This window comes from Flavobacterium algoriphilum, assembly GCF_048158655.1.
Lineage (GTDB): Bacteria > Bacteroidota > Bacteroidia > Flavobacteriales > Flavobacteriaceae > Flavobacterium > Flavobacterium algoriphilum.
Map to the genome: position 1 here is coordinate 175,762 of NZ_JBLNKY010000006.1, position 19,995 is coordinate 195,756.

13 protein-coding genes are annotated in these 19,995 nt (G+C 34.0%); 8 read left to right on the forward strand and 5 right to left on the reverse strand.

Annotated features, from left to right (window positions below; translation table 11 throughout):
• Window positions 1–75 precede the first annotated feature (75 nt).
• The 8 genes from ACM55G_RS11790 (at window position 76) to ACM55G_RS11825 (ending at window position 14,775) form a co-directional block, all read left to right on the forward strand.
• The gene (locus ACM55G_RS11790; protein WP_416844128.1) at window positions 76–939 is read left to right on the forward strand and encodes a PhzF family phenazine biosynthesis protein; all 864 of its coding nucleotides are present in this window, start codon (window positions 76–78) and stop codon (window positions 937–939) included.
• Between the two features lie 53 nt (window positions 940–992).
• A complete protein-coding gene (locus tag ACM55G_RS11795; protein ID WP_416844129.1) occupies window positions 993–2,813 on the forward strand; it encodes a TonB-dependent receptor in 1,821 nt (606 codons plus the stop codon).
• A gap of 118 nt (window positions 2,814–2,931) precedes the next feature.
• Window positions 2,932–3,381: a hypothetical protein gene (locus ACM55G_RS11800; RefSeq protein WP_416844130.1), complete on the forward strand. Its 450-nt coding sequence runs from the start codon at window positions 2,932–2,934 to the stop codon at window positions 3,379–3,381.
• A gap of 223 nt (window positions 3,382–3,604) precedes the next feature.
• On the forward strand, window positions 3,605–5,281 hold the full coding sequence (gene asnB / locus ACM55G_RS11805; protein ID WP_416844131.1) for an asparagine synthase B: 1,677 nt from the start codon (window positions 3,605–3,607) through the stop codon (window positions 5,279–5,281).
• 197 nt (window positions 5,282–5,478) lie between these two features.
• Entirely contained in the window at window positions 5,479–7,422 is a 1,944-nt protein-coding gene (gene gyrB, locus ACM55G_RS11810; RefSeq protein ID WP_416844132.1) for a DNA topoisomerase (ATP-hydrolyzing) subunit B, read from the forward strand.
• 79 nt (window positions 7,423–7,501) lie between these two features.
• Window positions 7,502–8,437 carry a malate dehydrogenase gene (gene mdh, locus ACM55G_RS11815; protein WP_416844133.1) on the forward strand — a complete coding sequence of 312 codons (936 nt, stop codon included), beginning with the start codon at window positions 7,502–7,504 and terminating at the stop codon, window positions 8,435–8,437.
• A gap of 226 nt (window positions 8,438–8,663) precedes the next feature.
• Window positions 8,664–11,639 carry a protein translocase subunit SecDF gene (secDF, locus tag ACM55G_RS11820; RefSeq protein ID WP_416844134.1) on the forward strand — a complete coding sequence of 992 codons (2,976 nt, stop codon included), beginning with the start codon at window positions 8,664–8,666 and terminating at the stop codon, window positions 11,637–11,639.
• A gap of 907 nt (window positions 11,640–12,546) precedes the next feature.
• Window positions 12,547–14,775, forward strand: a complete 2,229-nt coding sequence (locus ACM55G_RS11825) for a T9SS type B sorting domain-containing protein (protein WP_416844135.1) — start codon at window positions 12,547–12,549, stop codon at window positions 14,773–14,775.
• A gap of 53 nt (window positions 14,776–14,828) precedes the next feature.
• Here the strand turns inward: ACM55G_RS11825 and lgt are convergent, their stop codons facing one another.
• From lgt to ACM55G_RS11850, 5 genes are all read right to left on the reverse strand, one after another.
• Window positions 14,829–15,761, reverse strand: a complete 933-nt coding sequence (gene lgt, locus ACM55G_RS11830) for a prolipoprotein diacylglyceryl transferase (RefSeq protein WP_416844137.1) — start codon at window positions 15,759–15,761, stop codon at window positions 14,829–14,831.
• A 64-nt stretch (window positions 15,762–15,825) separates the two neighbouring features.
• Window positions 15,826–16,074 (reverse strand): membrane protein insertion efficiency factor YidD, encoded by a 249-nt coding sequence (yidD, locus tag ACM55G_RS11835; RefSeq protein WP_416844139.1) that lies wholly within the window; start codon window positions 16,072–16,074, stop codon window positions 15,826–15,828.
• 80 nt (window positions 16,075–16,154) lie between these two features.
• Entirely contained in the window at window positions 16,155–17,633 is a 1,479-nt protein-coding gene (cysS, locus tag ACM55G_RS11840) for a cysteine--tRNA ligase (RefSeq protein ID WP_416844140.1), read from the reverse strand.
• Between the two features lie 125 nt (window positions 17,634–17,758).
• Window positions 17,759–18,430 (reverse strand): GTP cyclohydrolase I FolE, encoded by a 672-nt coding sequence (gene folE, locus ACM55G_RS11845; protein WP_416844141.1) that lies wholly within the window; start codon window positions 18,428–18,430, stop codon window positions 17,759–17,761.
• Between the two features lie 234 nt (window positions 18,431–18,664).
• Window positions 18,665–19,882 (reverse strand): pyridoxal phosphate-dependent aminotransferase, encoded by a 1,218-nt coding sequence (locus ACM55G_RS11850; RefSeq protein ID WP_416844142.1) that lies wholly within the window; start codon window positions 19,880–19,882, stop codon window positions 18,665–18,667.
• Window positions 19,883–19,995 lie beyond the last annotated feature (113 nt).

Here is a 19,995-nt window from a genome sequence, read left to right on the forward strand (position 1 = left end):
GTTGGAAATTTGGATTTAGAAAATAAAAAAACGGCATATAATTTTAAAATAATTGAGAGCCAAAAAAGAAACGGAATGAATATACCTTTTTACATCGTTGATGTTTTTGCCGAGAAAAAATACGCAGGCAATCAACTGGCTGTTTTTTTAGGGGGTGATGCCTTAAGCGCTGAGCAGATGCAAAAAATTGCCCGTGAAATCAACTTTGCGGAAAGCACCTTTGTAACTAAGCTTGAGCTTGAAAATAGCGTTGCAGAAATCAGAATTTTTACTCCGGAACATGAAATGAAGTTTGCGGGACATCCAATCATAGGAACTTCTTGGGTTTTGATGAATAAGATATTTGAAAATCAACCTGAAAAGATTACATTGTCAGTTCCAGTTGGTAAAATTCCAGTTCATCAATCGGGAGATCTGGTATGGTTGCAGGCGGCTCAACCAGAGTTTTTGGATACTTTTTCAGCAGAAGATTTTTTATCCTTCAGTAATTTAAGCACTGCTGATTTTGATGATGAATTTTCCATTCAGGAAGTTAGCACTGGAAGTGCTTTTATAATTGTTCCTATCAAAAATAAAAAAGCATTAGAGCATTTAATTCTTGACAAGGTTAAAATGAATGAATGGTTGCATGCACACTGCAAAACCAGTCACAGAGCGTTCTATTTTTATTGTTTAGAGGAGGCAAAACTCATTAGCAGAATGCTTTGTATCGAAAATAATCAACTTGTTGAAGATGCAGCAACAGGAAGTGCGAGTACCTGCTTACAGGCTTTTCTTTTAAAATACCATTCCTCAGAAATTCAGATTGTCAATCATCAGGGCGATTTTATTAATAGATCATCTCGAATTTATTTTGACGGAAAACTAACGGAAAATCATTTTGACATAAAGATTGGTGGGAAAACGCAATTCATTGCAAAAGGCGAATGGGAAGTATAAATTGCAAGGTTCAGAGTTAGAAGTTAAATAGAATAGAAGTAAAAAAATAAAACATGGCATTTAAAAATAGAAACATAAAATCATTTACAAATACGGTATCAACATTTTCGGCTCCTTTTCCTTCGGGTAGCGTTGGGTTGGGGATTTTGTTCTTCTTTCTCTTTCAATTTTCGTTCGCACAGAAAAAAGAACAGATAGGAACCGAAACGGTAAATGTTGTGAAGCCTTATACGCCAACAATTTCGGATGCTTTCAAAGTAAAAGAGACGCCTGCACTTGAAGAGGAAGGGAATGCTAAAAAAGAAACGATAAAATACACCATTTTCTCTTTTCCAGTAGCCTCAACTTTTACACCGTCTAAAGGAAAGGCAGAAGGGGTGGAGAAAGAAAAAAAGGAACATTTGTTTAAGAATTATGCTACTTTAGGAGTGGGGAATTACGGAACCTTCATTGGAGAATTATTCGTAAATCAGGATCTGAACAGTACAGATTATGTTGGAGGCATGTTTCGTCATCATTCGTCACAAGGGGGTATTAAAGGGGTAGCGTTAGAGGATCGTTTTTATGATAGTGCGATTGATTTAACATACGGATCAAATCGACAAGAGGTTGCATGGGATTTAGATTTGGGCTATCAAAATCAAATTTATAATTGGTACGGATTACCAACTGATTTTGGTGCTGCTTCGACGCCTCAGGATAGAGCAATTTTGATTAATGGAATCAACCCACAACAAACGTATAATACAATATCACTTGGAGGAAAGATAGATTTTAACGAGCGTATTTTAAATAAAATGAGTGTTAAATTTAATCATTTTTCGGATCTTTTTGAATCCTCTGAAAATAGATTTTATGCTAAGCCAATAGTGAAATTTGATGTGATGGAAAGCGCTGTAAAAACAGATTTAATTGTTGATTATGTTGGCGGAAGCTTTAAGAAAAACTATTCAAATACGAATACTCAACCTGTGAAATACGGTTTTACTAATTTTGGTGTTGTACCAAGTTTTGTAATGCAAGAGGATGATTGGACACTGAATATTGGAGTTGGATTGTTTTATAGTTTGGATAATGAAAAGAGCAATAACAACTTTTTTGTTTACCCACAAATCAATGCTTCCTACAAAGTTGTTGGAGATTTGATGATTTTCTACAGTGGAGCCGAAGGAAACTTGGAACAAAACTCTTATATGGATTTTGTCAATGAAAATCCGTTTCTATCGCCAACATTAAATATTGCGCCAACAGACAAGCAGTACGATATTTTTGCCGGATTAAAAGGGAAAATAACTAACAATGTAAGTTATAATATTAAAGGGTCGTATGTAAATGAAAGAAATAAAGCGTTGTTTAAAAGCAATGATTACAATGAGAATGCTACAAATCAGAATTACGCTTTTGGAAATTCCTTTCAAGTGGTTTATGACGATATGAGAACATTGAGTTTTTATGGAGAATTAAAAGCTGATTTTTCACAAAATGTGACTTTTGGAATCAATGGAACTTTTAGCAGTTATACCAATGATTTAGAAAGTGAAGCTTGGAATTTGCCAAAAATAAAAGTGAATTCAAACATCGATTTTGCTATAACTAAAAAATGGTTTGCTGGTGTCAATGTGTTTTATGTAGGGGAACGTAAGGATTATAAAACGAATAAGGATATAGTTTATATAGTTGCTCCAAGTCAAAATCCAATTGTACTGAAATCTTATTTTGATTTGAATGCTAACGTTGGATTCAAATACAATGAAAGATTTACTGCTTTTCTAAAAGCCAATAATATTACCAATAAAGCCTATGAAAAATGGTTGAATTATCCGGTTCAAGGTTTTCAAGTGATTTTAGGAGCGAATTATAAATTTGATTTTTAGTCGCGACCCCAGCCCTCCCCGAATTGGTGGGAGCCGAAACGCAACAACAATAATAATAATAATAATAATAATAATAACTTTTGTATTCAAAAACTTCGCGCCTTAATGGCAAAATCCTATGACTTTCAAACAAAAAATACATACGCATTATATGCAATTAGTGCAGGATCGAATCGATGTTTTCAAAGACATGATAGTGGCACTCACCGAAGATTCTAAGAATGATGCTAAAGGTTCTGCCGGAGATAAACACGAAACAGCCTTGTCTATGATGCATATTGAGCAGGAGAAACTCAATACCAAACTCAGAGAGGTGTTAACTCAAAAAGCTGTTTTAGACAAAATCGATGCCACTACGATTGCCGAAACAATTATTGTTGGCAGTTTAGTAAAAGCCAACGGGATTTATTTATACGTGAGTTTGGCACTTCCAAAAATCAATATGGAGGGAATCAATATTATCGCATTATCACCGCAATCGCCTTTGGGAAATAAACTAATGGGAAATAAAGTGGGGTTTACTTTCGAAATTAATACTACGAAGTACTTGATTGAGGAAATTAAATAAAAATCAGTTAAATCTGTGTTACTTTCATCTGGGTTAACTTCGTTTCTATTTTACAACCATAAACATTGAAAACTGTTTTGGTTATATTTTAATTACATTTTAAGTGTATAATTCAGTATTTACTTTAAATTTAAAACTAAAATAGCTATTTGTGTTTTAGGAATGTAACTGTTGTTGCATCTTTGCCCCATCAAAATAAATAAAATAATAAAAATATATAGTTATGTGCGGAATAGTATGTGCCTTTGATTTAAAACAAAAAGCGGAAGTTTTAAGACCGCAAGTATTAGAAATGTCTAAAATTATCCGTCACCGTGGACCGGACTGGAGTGGAATTTTTAGTAATGAAAAAGCTATTTTGTCTCATGAGCGTTTGGCGATTGTGGATCCAGCTTCAGGAAAACAACCTTTATTTAGTGAAGATAAACAACTTGTTTTAGCAGCAAATGGTGAAATTTATAACCACAGAGAATTGCGTAAACAATTTGAAGGAAAATATAACTTTCAAACTGAAAGTGACTGTGAAGTTATTTTAGCACTTTACAAAGAAAAAGGACCTCATTTTATAGATGAAATGAACGGGATTTTTGGATTTGCTATTTATGATGTAGAAAAAGATGAGTATTTTGTTGCCCGTGACCACATGGGAATTATTCCACTGTACATTGGTTGGGATCAACACGGAACATTCTATGTTGCTTCAGAATTGAAAGCATTAGAAGGATATTGTACAAAAATCGAATTGTTTCCTCCGGGACATTATATGTCAAGCAAAGACGGAGAATTTGTACAATGGTACAAAAGAGAATGGGTTGATTATGATGCTGTAAAAGACAACGTAACCAGCATTGACGAAATTAAAGTAGCGCTGGAGGCGGCGGTTCACAGACAATTGATGAGCGATGTGCCTTATGGAGTATTGCTTTCTGGAGGTTTAGATTCTTCTATTACTTCGGCTGTAGCCAAAAAATATGCACAAAAAAGAATAGAATCTGGTGATGTTGCCGATGCTTGGTATCCTCAATTGCACTCTTTTTCGGTAGGATTAGATGGCTCTCCCGATTTAGCTGCAGCTCAAATAGTTGCGGATCATATTGGAACCATTCACCACGAAATAAAATTCACTATTCAAGAAGGTTTGGATGCTGTTAAAGATGTTATTTATAACCTAGAAACGTATGATGTTACTACGATTAGAGCCTCAACGCCTATGTGGTTAATGGCACGAGTTATTAAATCAATGGGTATTAAAATGGTATTGTCAGGTGAAGGAGCGGATGAACTTTTTGGAGGTTATTTATACTTTCACAAAGCGCCAAATGCAAGAGAATTCCATGAAGAGAACGTACGTAAATTAGGTAAATTGCACATGTATGACTGTTTGCGTGCAAACAAAAGTTTAGCAGCATGGGGAATTGAAGGGCGTGTGCCATTTTTAGACAAAGAGTTTATGGATGTGGCCATGAGAATCAACCCACAAGATAAAATGATAAACAAAGAGCATCCAATGGAAAAATGGGTGGTTCGTAAAGCTTTTGAAGATATGTTACCACCAAGTGTAGCTTGGAGGCAAAAAGAACAATTTAGCGATGGAGTTGGTTACAGTTGGATTGATACTTTGAAAGAAGTTGTGGCTGTAGAAGTTTCAGATGAGCAGTTAGCAAATGCTAAATACAGGTTTCCTTTGCAAACGCCAACTTCAAAAGAAGAATATTACTATCGTTCTATATTTCATGAGCATTTTCCAAGTGATGCCGCAGCATTATGTGTGCCGCAAGAGGCCAGTGTGGCTTGTAGTACAAAAATTGCTTTGGAATGGGATGAAGCGTTCAAAAATATGAATGATCCTTCAGGAAGGGCCGTTGCAAGTGTACATGATGATGCGTATATAAAAGCATAAAATTGTTTATGGGTCTAAAATAGCTTTTAGATTTTACAAATATCAAAACGTTCTCCATTACGAGAGCGTTTTTTTTATCTTAAAAATCAACAAAATGTTAATAACTTAACTGCTTAATAAGTGATTTTAACGGTAATATAATTTGCGTTTTTATATATTTGCGTGTTAGACAAAATTACATTTTTAGAATAAAATATATGAGCGAAGAAATCAAGAAGGACAATTATTCAGCAGATAGTATTCAAGCATTAGAAGGAATGGAGCATGTAAGAATGCGTCCATCTATGTATATTGGAGATGTAGGTGTTCGAGGACTGCATCATTTAGTTTATGAAGTAGTAGATAACTCTATCGATGAGGCAATGGGAGGCCATTGTGATACAATAGTAGTTGATATAAATGAAGATGGGTCTGTTTCTGTTGAAGATAATGGACGTGGTATTCCCGTTGGAATTCATAAAAAAGAAGGCGTTTCAGCTCTGGAGGTTGTAATGACCAAAATTGGTGCCGGAGGGAAATTTGATAAGGATTCATATAAGGTTTCTGGAGGACTTCACGGTGTTGGGGTTTCGGTGGTAAATGCATTGTCAAACCATTTGAGAGCCACTGTTCATAGTAGTGATGGAAAAGTGTATGAGCAAGAATATGAAAAAGGAAAAGCACTATATCCGGTAAAACAAATTGGAGTAACTACAAAAAGGGGGACGATTGTTACTTTTTACCCAGACGAAACTATTTTTACTCAAACTACTGAGTTTTCTTACGATACTTTATCAGCTCGTATGCGTGAGTTGTCATACTTGAACAAAGGAATTACAATTACATTTACTGATAAAAGAGAAAAAGATAAAGACGGAAATTTTGTTTCTGAAATTTTCCACTCTACAGAAGGTCTTAAAGAGTATATCCGGTATTTAGATGGAAATCGTGAGCCAATTATAGCTCATGTTATTTCCATGGATAATGACAAAGGAGAAATTCCAGTTGAGGTGGCATTGATTTACAATACAAGCTACACGGAAAATATTTTTTCTTATGTAAATAATATTAATACCCACGAAGGGGGAACGCACTTGCAAGGTTTTAGAACTGGTCTTACCAGATCGTTAAAAAAATATGCAGATGCTTCTGGAATGTTGGATAAACTTAAATTTGATATTTCAGGAGATGACTTCCGTGAAGGATTGACAGCAATTATTTCTGTAAAAGTTGCGGAACCTCAATTTGAAGGGCAAACCAAAACTAAATTAGGAAATAGAGAAGTTGTTTCGCCAGTAAGTCAGGCTGTTGGAGATATGATTGAAGCTTATTTGGAAGAAAATCCAAATGATGCTAGAATCATTGTTCAAAAAGTAATTCTTGCAGCTCAAGCACGTCACGCAGCCAAAAAAGCACGTGAAATGGTTCAGCGTAAAACCGTAATGGGTGGCGGTGGATTGCCGGGAAAACTTTCGGATTGTTCAGAACAGGATCCTGCAAAATGTGAAGTGTATCTTGTGGAGGGAGATTCGGCAGGTGGTACTGCAAAACAAGGTCGTGATCGTGCATTTCAAGCTATTTTGCCATTACGTGGTAAGATTTTGAATGTAGAAAAAGCAATGGTTCACAAGGTTTTTGAAAACGAAGAGATTCGAAATATTTTTACTGCTCTTGGAGTTACAATTGGAACTGCCGAGGATAGTAAAGCATTGAATATAGAAAAATTACGCTACCATAAAGTAATTATTATGTGTGATGCCGATGTCGATGGTAGTCATATTTCTACTTTAATTTTGACGTTCTTCTTTAGATTTATGAAAGAATTAATCGAAGAAGGGCATGTATATATTGCCGCACCACCTTTATATTTAGTTAAAAAAGGAAATAAGAAAGAATACGCTTGGAATGACGTACAACGTGATCAGGCGAATGCAAGAATGGGCGGAAGCGCAGGAATTCAACGTTATAAAGGTCTTGGAGAGATGAACGCGGAACAATTATGGGAAACCACAATGGATCCAAGTTTTAGGACTTTACGTCAGGTAACTATTGATAGTTTGGCCGAAGCTGACAGAGTATTCTCCATGTTAATGGGTGATGAAGTGCCACCAAGAAGAGAATTTATTGAAAAAAATGCAGTTTACGCTAATATTGATGCTTAATTAAAAAGTTTATTCGTTTATTTGGTTATATGTTTAATCAATTCAACGATTAATCAAATAACCAAATAAACATAAGAATATGAAAGTTACAATTATAGGGGCAGGAAATGTAGGTGCAACCTGTGCAGATGTAATTTCTTATAGAGGAATTGCTAGCGAAGTCGTATTATTGGATATTAGAGAAGGTTTTGCAGAAGGTAAAGCTTTGGATATTATGCAATGTGCGACAAATACTGGTTTTAATACCAAAGTATCAGGTGTTACTAACGATTATTCTAAAACAGCAGGAAGCGATGTAGTGGTAATTACATCCGGAATTCCAAGAAAACCAGGAATGACTCGTGAAGAACTAATAGGGATTAACGCGGGAATTGTGAAAACTGTTGCTGAAAACGTATTGAAACATTCGCCAGATACTATTATTGTGGTAGTTTCTAATCCGATGGATACAATGACTTATTTGGCTTTGAAATCTACAGGAGTGCCTAAAAACAGAATTATAGGTATGGGTGGAGCATTGGATAGCTCTCGTTTTAGAACGTATTTATCTTTGGCTTTAGACAAACCTGCAAATGATATTTCAGCTATGGTCATAGGTGGTCATGGTGATACGACTATGATTCCTTTAACGCGTTTGGCATCTTATAATGGAATTCCGGTAACTGAATTTCTTTCGGAAGAGGTATTGCAAAAAGTAGCTGCCGATACCATGGTAGGTGGAGCTACACTTACAGGTCTTTTAGGAACTTCTGCTTGGTATGCTCCAGGAGCTTCAGTTGCTTATTTGGTAGATAGTATTTTGAATGATCAAAAGAAAATGATCGCTTGTTCTGTTTTTGTCGAAGGAGAATATGGTCAAAATGATATTTGTATAGGTGTGCCATGTATTATTGGTAAAAATGGAGTGGAAGAAATTCTTGACATTACACTAAATGAGCAAGAAAAAGCATTATTTGCTAAAAGTGCTGATGCAGTTAGACAAATGAATGATGCCTTAAAATCGATTTTAGCATAATATTTTAATTATAAAAGAGAGAAGACTGCACTTTTGCAGTCTTTTTTTTGAGATTAATCAATAAATAAATTGGTTAATCTTAACGTTAATTATATATTTGCTCGGTTTAAAAAAAATGATGTAATTCCTGATATTCTTTTTTGGTTGCAAAAAACGATGGAAGGGACTATTCTATAAGGTTTAAAACAAAAATAAATAAATAAAAAATAATTAATTTTTAGTAATAATGCAGAATAAAGGACTTATTAAATTTTTCGCAATTCTATTTGCATTGGTAAGTATTTACCAACTTTCTTTCACTTTTGTTGCAAGCAAAGTAAAAAATGATGCAAAATCTTTTGCTGGTGGGAATCCTGAGAAAGAAGTTAAATATTTAGATTCTATCGGTAAAGAAAAAGTATTTAATCTTGGATTTACTAATTTTACTTTTAATGAAGTAAGTGATAAGCAAATCAATAAAGGTCTTGACTTAGAAGGAGGTATCAATGTAATACTTCAAATCTCGGTTAAAGATATATTGAAAGGATTATCTAATAATTCTAAAAATCCAGTTTTCAATAAATCTTTGGCTGATGCTACTGCAGATTTACAAGGAAACAAATCGTATTTGGATAAGTTTTTTGATGCTTTTGAAGCAAATTCAAAAGGAACTGTAAAATTAGCTTCTCCTGATATTTTTGCAAACAGAAGTTTGCAAGGTGAGGGTGGAGTAGATTTTCAGATGACTGATGCACAAGTTCAAAAAGTAATCAAAAGAAAAGTTGATGAATCTGTAGAAAGTGCTTTTGGTGTACTAAGAAAACGTATTGATAAATTTGGTGTTACACAACCTAATATTCAAAAATTAGGAGAATCTGGAAGAATCCTTGTGGAACTTCCTGGAGCTAAAGATGTAGACAGAATTAAAAAATTATTACAAAGTACTGCTCAATTAGAGTTTTGGGAAACGTATAAAATTGAAGAAATTGGGAATTTCTTAATGGCGGCAAATGAGTCATTGAAAAAAACTGAAATTAATAAAGTTGCTGTTAAAACTGTTGCAAAAGATTCTTTGAGCGCTTTGTTAACTGACGCAAAAGATTCAGCAACTACAACGAAAGGAAATAATCCTTTATTGGATAAAATTATTGGTCAAGGTGGAGGGCCGGTTTTAGGTCTTTTCTCACCAAAAGATACTGCTATTGTAAATGGATATTTAAAAAGAGCTGATATTAGAATTTTATTAGCTGGGGACCAACGTTATGCGAAATTTGTATGGGGTAAACCAACTACTATTAAAGATGCTAAAGCAAAAGACATTGATGCAGTTGAATTATATGCTTTGAAAGGTAATAGAGACAATGTTCCTGCAATGGGTGGTGGAGTTGTGACTGATGCAAAAGATACTTTTGATCAATCAGGAAAACCAGCTGTTTCTATGCAAATGAATAACCAAGGTGCTAAAGCTTGGGAAGAATTAACGGGTAGAGCCTATACACAAAAAAGCAATATTGCTATTGTTCTGGATGATATTGTATATTCAGCTCCGGGTGTTTCCAGTGGTCCAATTTCTGGAGGTAGATCTGAAATTTCAGGAACTTTTGATGTTACAGAGACTAAAGATTTAGCGAATGTTTTAAGAGCAGGGAAATTACCAGCTGCTGCAGATATCGTTCAATCAGAAGTAGTAGGGCCATCCTTAGGTCAAGAAGCAATTGATAACGGAACAACATCTGCACTTGTAGGATTGCTTTTAGTATCACTTTGGATGATCGTTTATTATGGAAAAGCAGGTTGGTATGCTAATATTGCATTGGCCGTTAACTTACTGTTCTTATTCGGAATTTTAGCAAGTTTAGGTGCTGTATTAACATTGCCTGGTATTGCCGGTATCGTTTTAACGATGGGTACGGCAGTTGATGCAAATATTATTATCTATGAAAGAGCTAAAGAAGAATTACGAGCTGGAAAAACATTGGGTGAAGCAGTAATTGCTTCTTACAGTTGGAAAGGTGCAATGCGTTCTATTGTAGATGCAAACGTTACGCACATTTTAATTGGTACTGTATTGTTTATTTTTGGTTCAGGGCCAATTAAAGGTTTTGCAACAACTTTACTTATCGGTATTATTACCTCTTTATTTACTTCTATATTTATTGCAAGAATTTTTATAGACAAGAATATTGCTGGTAAAAATGACTTATCGTTTGTAACTAATTTTTCTAAAAACTTCTTTACTAACTTCCATTTTGATTTCTTAGGTGTTAAAAAATGGACTTATTTGTTCTCAAGTATTGTTGTTGTTATTAGTTTTGTTTCTTTATTTACAAATGGTTTAGATCAAGGTGTAGATTTCGTTGGAGGTAGAACTTTTCAAGTACGTTTCGAAAAACCAGTTAGTGCTGAAATAGTAAAAGCGGAATTGGCAAAAGTATTTGAAGGAAGTGCAGAAGTAAAAATATTTGGTAATGATAACCAATTAAAAATCACTACTAAATATAAAGTACAAGAGCACGGAACACAAGCTGATGAGGAAGTAAATAAGTTGTTGTATGATAATTTAAAAGTGCATTACGCTACAGGTTTAACTTACGATAAATTTGTAAATGCTTATGATGGTAAAAAATTAGGTATTTTACAAGCTTCAAAAGTTGGCCCAACTGTAGCTGAAGACATTAAAACAAATGCATATTGGGCGGTTCTTGGAGCTATGCTAATTGTCTTTTTATATTTGTTTATCAGTTTTAGAAAATGGCAATATGGTTTAGGAGCTATTGCTGCTGTAGCGCATGATGTTATTTTCGTATTAGGGATTTACTCTTTGTGTTATAAATTTATGCCTTTTGGTATGGAAATCGACCAACATTTTATCGCTGCGATTCTTACAGTTATTGGGTACTCGATGAATGATACCGTTATTGTATTTGACAGGGTTCGTGAATTTTTAGATGGAAAAACTAAAGGTAATTTTGGAGAAATTGTAAATAAATCAATTAATTCAACGATGTCTAGAACGATCAATACTTCTTTAACAATGATCGGAGTATTATTAATCATGTTCATTTTTGGAGGAGAATCTATTAGAGGATTCATCTTTGCAATGTTAGTAGGTATTATTGTAGGAACTTATTCATCATTGTTCATCGCAACACCAGTATTGGTAGATACAATTTCAAGAGAAGACAAAAAAATAATCGAAACACAACACTTAGTAGAAGCTTAATGTTTATGTTTTTATAACTAAGGAAAGATCCAACGAAAGTTGGATCTTTTTTTTTGGATAAAATTGGTGGGCTAGTTTCAAATGACTAATTTTATCTTATAGTTTAAGAATAGGGTAGCGATTAAAAATAAAACATCTTTTTATGTATAAAAGAACTTTTTTTATTTTAATTATTATTTTTAGTCGTAACCTCTTTTATGCTCAAAATATAGATCATAAAATGAAACTTGGTTTTCATTATGAATTTCGAAATGAAATAAAAAGCAATGATTTCTCACACACAAATAACTATTATAGACTTCAGTTCTATTATGCTTTGAAATTTGGAAAGAATTTTGACTATGAACTATTAAGCCAGAAATCAATCTAGCTACACATCAGCTTTTGAATGTTTATTTCATACATCCGGATAATCGAAATTACATAGAAAAACGACAAAGTTTTCTAATTTGAGAAATGTAAAGGAATACGTTTTGAATTTAGGTTTTATTATGAGAAAGCCAATTTCAATTTTTTTTAGTATATACTTATTAAGTATTGGGCCTATGATTATCGGTTATGAAACGGAGCGACTTTCAAAAGATTTTGTTTTTTCAGATGTTTTAGCTTTAGGATTTTCTTTAATAATTAACAAAATAACATTTTAGTTAATTTCAAATATTGGTCATGTTTCCAATGGAGGAATTTAAAGCTTAAACCTTGGGTTTAATACTTTCAATGTGGAATTTGGTTTTTATTTTTATTGTTTTTTTTAAGGTGTAATTTTTCTTTTAATGTATTTTAAGTCATTTCTGAAAAATGTATTTTAATCGGGGGGTTATATTTTGAAAGTTTCAAATTTTATATTTTTATTAAATATTGCTATTAAAATTATTTTCTTTTTGCAGTAAATTAAAACTTATAAATAATGAAAAAATTTATCAAGTCTTTAGTGTTTATTCTTTTGATTACTAATTTGTCTAATATTAGTCTTTATGCTAAGAATAGGGATAGTATCCATGAAAGAAGTAGTGTTGGAATTGATGAGAAGAGTGCTTTAAAATATGGTGTTCTAATATATATTAATCCAAATATCGTTGCTTCCCCGCCAACTGTTAAGACGCCAGTTTATTATTGTCAAAATAGTGCTGCAGTACCATTGACAGCTACCCCTTCGGCTGGAGGAACTTTAAATTGGTATGGGACTAATGCAACAGGTGGAACGGCTTCTTCAATAGCACCAACCCCTTTGACTACTGCTGTAGGGACAACCTCATATTATGTAAGTGAAACTGTGAGTGGTATTGAAAGCACCCGTTCTAAAATTGATGTAATTGTGGTGGCCGATAATGGAGCAGCTATTCTAGTTTTTAGGTGTGATCCTTCACAAATTTTGCCAGCTGACAGAAATAGCTCAGTTATGTTTGATTGGGCAAATAATCCTTTAATTAATAATAATTCGTATAATTATTCATACTCAATTGAGGGAGGTCCTATTTTTACAGGAAATACAACATTATCACATCAACAAGTTTTTGGGATGTTGCCTGGGCAATCTGCAACGCTAACATTATCGGCAGCAACATTTCCATGTGTCCCATCACAAACTATAATTTGTAGTGTGCCTTGTGGGAGTTCAACGACAACACCCAATTTCCCTGCGATAGCTCAATTTTGTTCGGGAACTGTTGCACCTATTTTACCTCCTACATCTCCAAACGGTATCACTGGAACTTGGTCTCCAGCTATAATAAATAATACAACCAGCGGAAGTTATGTATTTACTCCAAATACATTATTATTTCCTTGTGCTACAACGCAAACGCTACCGGTAACAGTAGTACCATTGGTAACGCCAACCTTTACAACTATTACGACCACTGTATGTCAAAATGCTACAGCACCAATTTTACCAACAAATTCTAACAATTCTCCTGCGATTACTGGTATTTGGAGTCCAGCTACTGTTAATACGGCAGTTTTAGGTCCAGTAACGTATACTTTTACACCTAATACAGGCCAATGTGTTTCAGCGACACGAACTACTGCTTCTATAAATATTGTGCCAGTTGTGACGCCTAATTTTGGTGGTATTCCATCTTTTTGTAGTGGAACTACTGCTCCTCTTTTGTCTAACACGTCTCCAAATGGTATAGTTGGTACTTGGTCACCATCCCTAATCAGCAATACGACTAGTGGAAATTATTTATTTACACCAAACGCGAATCAATGTGCAACAACTCAAACCTTACGTGTCGTTGTAACACCAAAAACAACACCAAACTTTGCGGCCATAGCTGCTTTTTGTACCGGAACTACAGCGCCAGTATTACGTTCTACATCTCCAAATGGGATAAGTGGTACTTGGTCTCCTACGACAATTAATAATACAACAAGTGGAAGTTATGTTTTTACACCAAACACAACGCAATGTGCAACTACACAAACAGTAGCCGTTACGGTTAACCCACTCATTCTGCTTAATTTTATTGATTTATCAATTTGTTCCGGAAGTACTGCACCTCTTTTGTCTAATAGATCTCCTAATGGAATTACTGGAAGTTGGTCACCAGCAATTATTAATAATATTACGAGCGGGGCTTATGTATTTACTCCAAATCCAAATCAATGTGCAGCATCAAAAACTATTAATGTCACTGTTAACCAATCTACTCTAGTAAAAGTAGATTGGACGGTTACACAGGCATTTTCCGCAAATCAAATTGTAACGATTAATGCTACGGCGACTGGTGAATATTTATATCAATTGGATGATGGCCCGTTTCAGGAAAGTCCTGTTTTTGAGTACGTTTCCTTAGGAACGCATTCTATTACTGTACAAGATAAGAATGGTTGTGGTTTTCCAATTACTGGAAATAATGTTTTGGTAATTGATTATCCTAAATTTTTTACACCTAACAATGATAGTTATAATGATACTTGGAATATTTTTAGTTTACTAGATCAGACGAGTTCTAAAATTCTAATATTTGATCGTTATGGTAAACTTTTGAAAGAAATTAAACCAAGTGGTTTAGGTTGGGATGGAACTTATATTGGGCAGCCAATGCCGGCCAATGATTATTGGTTTACCGTTGATTATCTTGAACAAGATATTCCTAAAAAATTTAAATCTCATTTTTCTTTAAAAAGATAAAACAAAAAAGCTTCTAATTTAGAAGCTTTTTTGTTTAGTGTTTATTTATAGGCTTAATGTTCTACTTTAACATGCTTTTCGGCAGTAAAAACGAAATACAATCCTATTAGAATAAAAGGAATGCTTAGCCATTGTCCTGTAGAAAGTAAACCCAGATCATTTTCAAAACCGCCCTGACTTTCTTTTACAGATTCTACAACAATGCGTACTGAAAAAAGCAACACTAAAAACATACCAAATAAATAGCCAGATTTAAGTCTTGCTTCAGTTTTCCAATACATGAAAAATAATATGGCAAATACAAAAATATAGCAAAATGCTTCATATAATTGAGTAGGATGTTTAGTAGGAACTTGTTCTAATAAAGCTGCAAACTTTGGATCCGCTACTATAGCATGATAAGCAGCCTTCGGTTCAGATATTTGAGTAGCGTTAACAGCATCTGCAGGACTAAATTTATCGCGTAGAAAACGTATCCCAAATGCAGACGTAGTTTCTTTACCTACAATTTCCGAATTGAAAAAATTTCCTAGTCTCACAAATATTGCTCCACTTGCAACTGGAATAACAACTCTGTCTAAAATCCACAATTGGGGTCTTTTTAATATGTTTTTGCTGTAAAAATACATTGCAATGATTATTGATATTGCAGCTCCATGACTCGCTAAACCCTGAAAACCTGTGAATTCAAACTTAGGTGAAAATCGGAAAGGCAAAAATATTTCCAGTAAGTGATTGCGAAAATATTCCCAATCATAAAATAAAACATGACCTAATCGAGCTCCAATCAATGTTGCAAGGACAGTCCAAATGAAAAGAGAATCTAATTTTTCTATGGATTCGCCTTCCCGTTCAAAAATATTTTTCATGATATACCACCCTAATCCAAAAGCGATTACAAACATTAGGCTATAATAACGTATTACGAAAAAACCTAAATCAATACCTTCAGATGGATTCCAAACTATGTTCAAAGCGTGTGTCATTTAATATTGTTTTTTATGAAGTGTAAAAATATATATTTAAAGTAAAAATAGTACTTATATAAAGTTAATGTTTATGATTGCATTTTTTTTCAGGAACAGGATCGTAACCACTTTTTCCCCAAGGATGACAGCTTAAAATTCTTTTCATACCTAAAAAGCCTCCATAAAATAACCCATGTGTTTGTAGCGCTATTATCATATAGGAAGAACAGGTAGGCTGAAATCTACAAGCTGAAGGAGTAAAAGGGGATATAGCGGTTTGGTAAAACCGAACAAGAAATACAAATGGAAAAATAAGGATTCTTGATAGCATGATTTTGGTATTCGGATTTAAAACTTCAACATTCAATATTTGTTATTCAATATTTTAATCTGTCCTCTGAAATCTGTTGTCTAGATGCTAAAAGTAGTACCTTCTTTTCCGTCTTTCAATTGAATGCCTAAAGCAATCAATTGATCCCTAATCTGATCAGACAATGCGAAGTTTTTATTGTCTCTGGCTTGTTTTCGCATTTCAATTAAAAGATTTACAGTGCCTTCTAACTTATCATTATTACTGTCGGAAACTTTCTCCTCTTTCAATCCTAGAACATCAAATACAAACCCATTAATTGCGCGGGTAAATGTTTTTAACTCTTCAAGGGTTAGGGTTTCTTTTCCTTCTTTTAATAGATTGATAAAACGAACGCCTTCAAATAATTGTGCGATTAGAATAGGTGTGTTAAAATCATCATTCATAGCATCATAACAGGACTGTTTCCATGCAGTAATGTCGATTGAAGAGTTTGGACTGGCGTTTAAATCTTTTGCAGCATCTATTGCCTCCATTAATCTCTTGTGTCCTTTTTCAGCTGCTACAATAGCATCATCAGAGAAATCAAGAATACTTCTATAATGTGCTTGTAACATAAAGAAACGCGCCACTGATGCTGAAAAAGCTTTGCTTAAAATACTATTTTCTCCAGTCAATATTTCTCTAGGCAAAATATTATTCCCCGTAGATTTAGCCATTTTTTTACCGTTTAATGTCAGCATATTGGCATGTAGCCAATAATTTACAGGCGTTTGTCCTGTACAAGCTTCATTTTGAGCAATTTCACATTCATGATGGGGAAATTTTAAGTCCATTCCACCTCCGTGAATATCAAAATGATTTCCTAAATATTTGGTACTCATGGCGGTACATTCCAGGTGCCACCCCGGGAAACCATCGCTCCAAGGCGAAGGCCAACGCATAATATGCTGTGGTTCTGCTTTTTTCCAAAGCGCAAAATCCTGCGGATTTCTTTTGTCGCTTTGTCCGTCAAGATCTCTGGTATTTGCAAGCATATCTTCAATATTTCGCCCGCTTAATCTGCCATAATGATTGGTTTCATTGAATTTAACCACATCAAAATAAACAGATCCATTGGCTTCATAGCCAATTCCTTTGTCGATTATAGTCTTGATAATTTCAATTTGCTCAATAATATGACCCGTTGCGGTTGGTTCAATACTTGGCGGTAAAAAGTTAAAGGCATTCAAAATATCATGGAAATCCACCGTGTAACGCTGTACTACTTCCATCGGTTCCAATTGCTCCAAACGTGCTTTTTTTGCAATTTTATCCTCTCCTTCATCCACATCATCTACAATATGTCCTACATCAGTAATATTACGAACGTAACGCACTTTATAATCCAGATGCAAAAAATACCTAAATATAACATCAAAGGACATGAATGTTCTCACATTACCAAGATGTACATTGCTGTAAACCGTTGGTCCGCAAACATACATTCCAACATTGCCTTCATGAATAGGTGTGAATGTTTCTTTTTCTCCTGAAAGAGAATTGTATATTTTTAGAGTTTGACTTTTATATAATGGCATTTGTAGTTTTTTTGGAGCTTTTCCCGCTGTACGCTATATCTTTTTCTGGCTAAAAAAACCATAAAAAGGATACCGCTTCCATCAGGGCTAGTGTTTTTATCGGTTAAATAGAATTTATTTGTATTTTAGAACTTCGTCTCTAATTTAATATAATCCAAAAATTCTCTACGAGTTTGGACATCTTTAAATTTCCCTCCAAATTCAGATGTAACCGTGCTACTTTCAATATCGCTAATTCCTCTTGAATTCACGCAAAGATGTTTGGCATCAATCACACAAGCGACATCTTCAGTACCTAATGCCATTTGTAATTCTTGAACAATTTGCATCGTTAAACGCTCTTGAACCTGTGGTCTTTTCGAATAATATTCTACAATTCTATTCATTTTAGAAAGCCCAATTACTCTTCCATTAGAAATATAAGCTACGTGAGCTCTTCCTATAATAGGTAATAAATGATGTTCACAAGTAGAATAAAGAGTTATGTTTTTTTCGACTAACATTTCGCCGTATTTGTAATTGTTGTCAAAAGTAGATGCTTTTGGCTTTCTTGTTGGATTCAATCCTCCAAAGATTTCTTTTACAAACATTTTAGCAACACGATTTGGAGTTCCTTTCATGCTGTCATCAGTCAAATCCATTCCAAGTGTAATCAGAATATTTTCGACATCTTTTTTAATTCTTTCTATTTTTTCTTCATCTGAAATAGCAAATGCATCTTCTCTTAATGGATTTTTTGCACTTGTACTAATATGATTATTTCCTATTTCGTCTTGAAATTCTTCGTTATTTATCATCAAAAAGGTACTATTATATTGGGTATGTAAATTTAAGCAGTAAAGATAATTAATAAAAACTAAAGAATTTCTATCGTTTATACTATTTAATGATGACTTTATAGCAATCATCGGCAAAGCAGGATTTTCTAATTGTTTCAAAAAAACAAAGGCAATAACTTTTTGGTTACTGCCTTTTTGTAAACGGTTTAAAAGCTTTTGGTTATCAGAATAACAAAAAGTATTTTTTAATTATTATGCTTCAATTAATTTTTTTAATCGAGTCGAATTATAAACTGGAATTGCTTCTTTTAGGATGCGAACGGCGCTAATTAGGTCTTCTTTTTTAAGAACATAAGCGATGCGCACTTGGTTTAGTCCCATTCCTGGTGTCGAGTAAAAGCCGGCAGCAGGAGCAACCATAACGGTTTCACCATCCAACTCGTAGCTTTCCAAAAGCCATTGTGCAAAATGATCTGTATTATCTACAGGAAGTTGCGCAATACAGTAAAAAGCGGCTTTAGGCTTGGTAACGATTACGCCTTCGATTTTATTTAATTCAGAAATTAAGGTATCTCTACGTTCTTTATATTCTGAGATTACTTCGTCAAAATAACTTTTAGGAGTATCAATGGCTGCTTCACAAGCTATTTGTTCAATCGTTGGGGGACACAAACGAGCTTGGGCAAATTTCATGGCTGCTGAAATTACTTCTTTATTTTTGGTAACCATGCAGCCAATTCTAGCACCACACATACTGTATCGCTTGGATACTGAATCGATCATGATAACATTTTGTTCCAGTCCTTCAAGATTCATTACCGAATAATGAATGTCTTCATCATATATAAATTCCCTGTATACTTCATCCGCAATAAGGAACAAATCGTATTGTTTGGCTAGTTTTCCCAATTGCAAAATTTCTGATTCAGAATATAAATAACCAGTAGGGTTACTTGGATTACAAATTAAAATTGCTTTGGTCTTTGAAGTAATTAGTTTTTCAAAGTCTTCTATTGGAGGTAATGTAAAACCACTTTCAAAAACAGAATTTACCGGAACTACCGTAGCACCGGACTCTGCTGAAAAAGCACTATAATTAGCATAAAAGGGTTCTGGAATGATGATTTCATCTCCCTGATCCATGATACTTCCCAACGCAAATAAAAGTGCCTCAGATCCACCAGTAGTTATCATGATGTCTTCAAAAGATACTTTTACATCTTGATTGGTATAAAACTGCGCTAATTTTTTTCTATAACTTTCATAACCAGCTGAAGGACCATATTCAATAATTGTTAAATCAATATTTTTAATGGCTTTAATGGCCGCTTCTGGACTTTTTATATCGGGTTGACCAATGTTTAAATGATATACTTTATGGCCTTTTTTCTTAGCGATTTCAGCAAAAGGAGCCAATTTTCGTATTGGTGATTCGGGCATTTGTTTGCCTCTGTTTGATATTTCTGGCATGATTTAATTATTGAAATGCAAATTTGCGAATTTTTTTCCAAATTTACTGCAATTAGTACGTCTATTTGGTGTTAAAAACACATAATTATGTTGTATTTTTAGTAACTTTATAG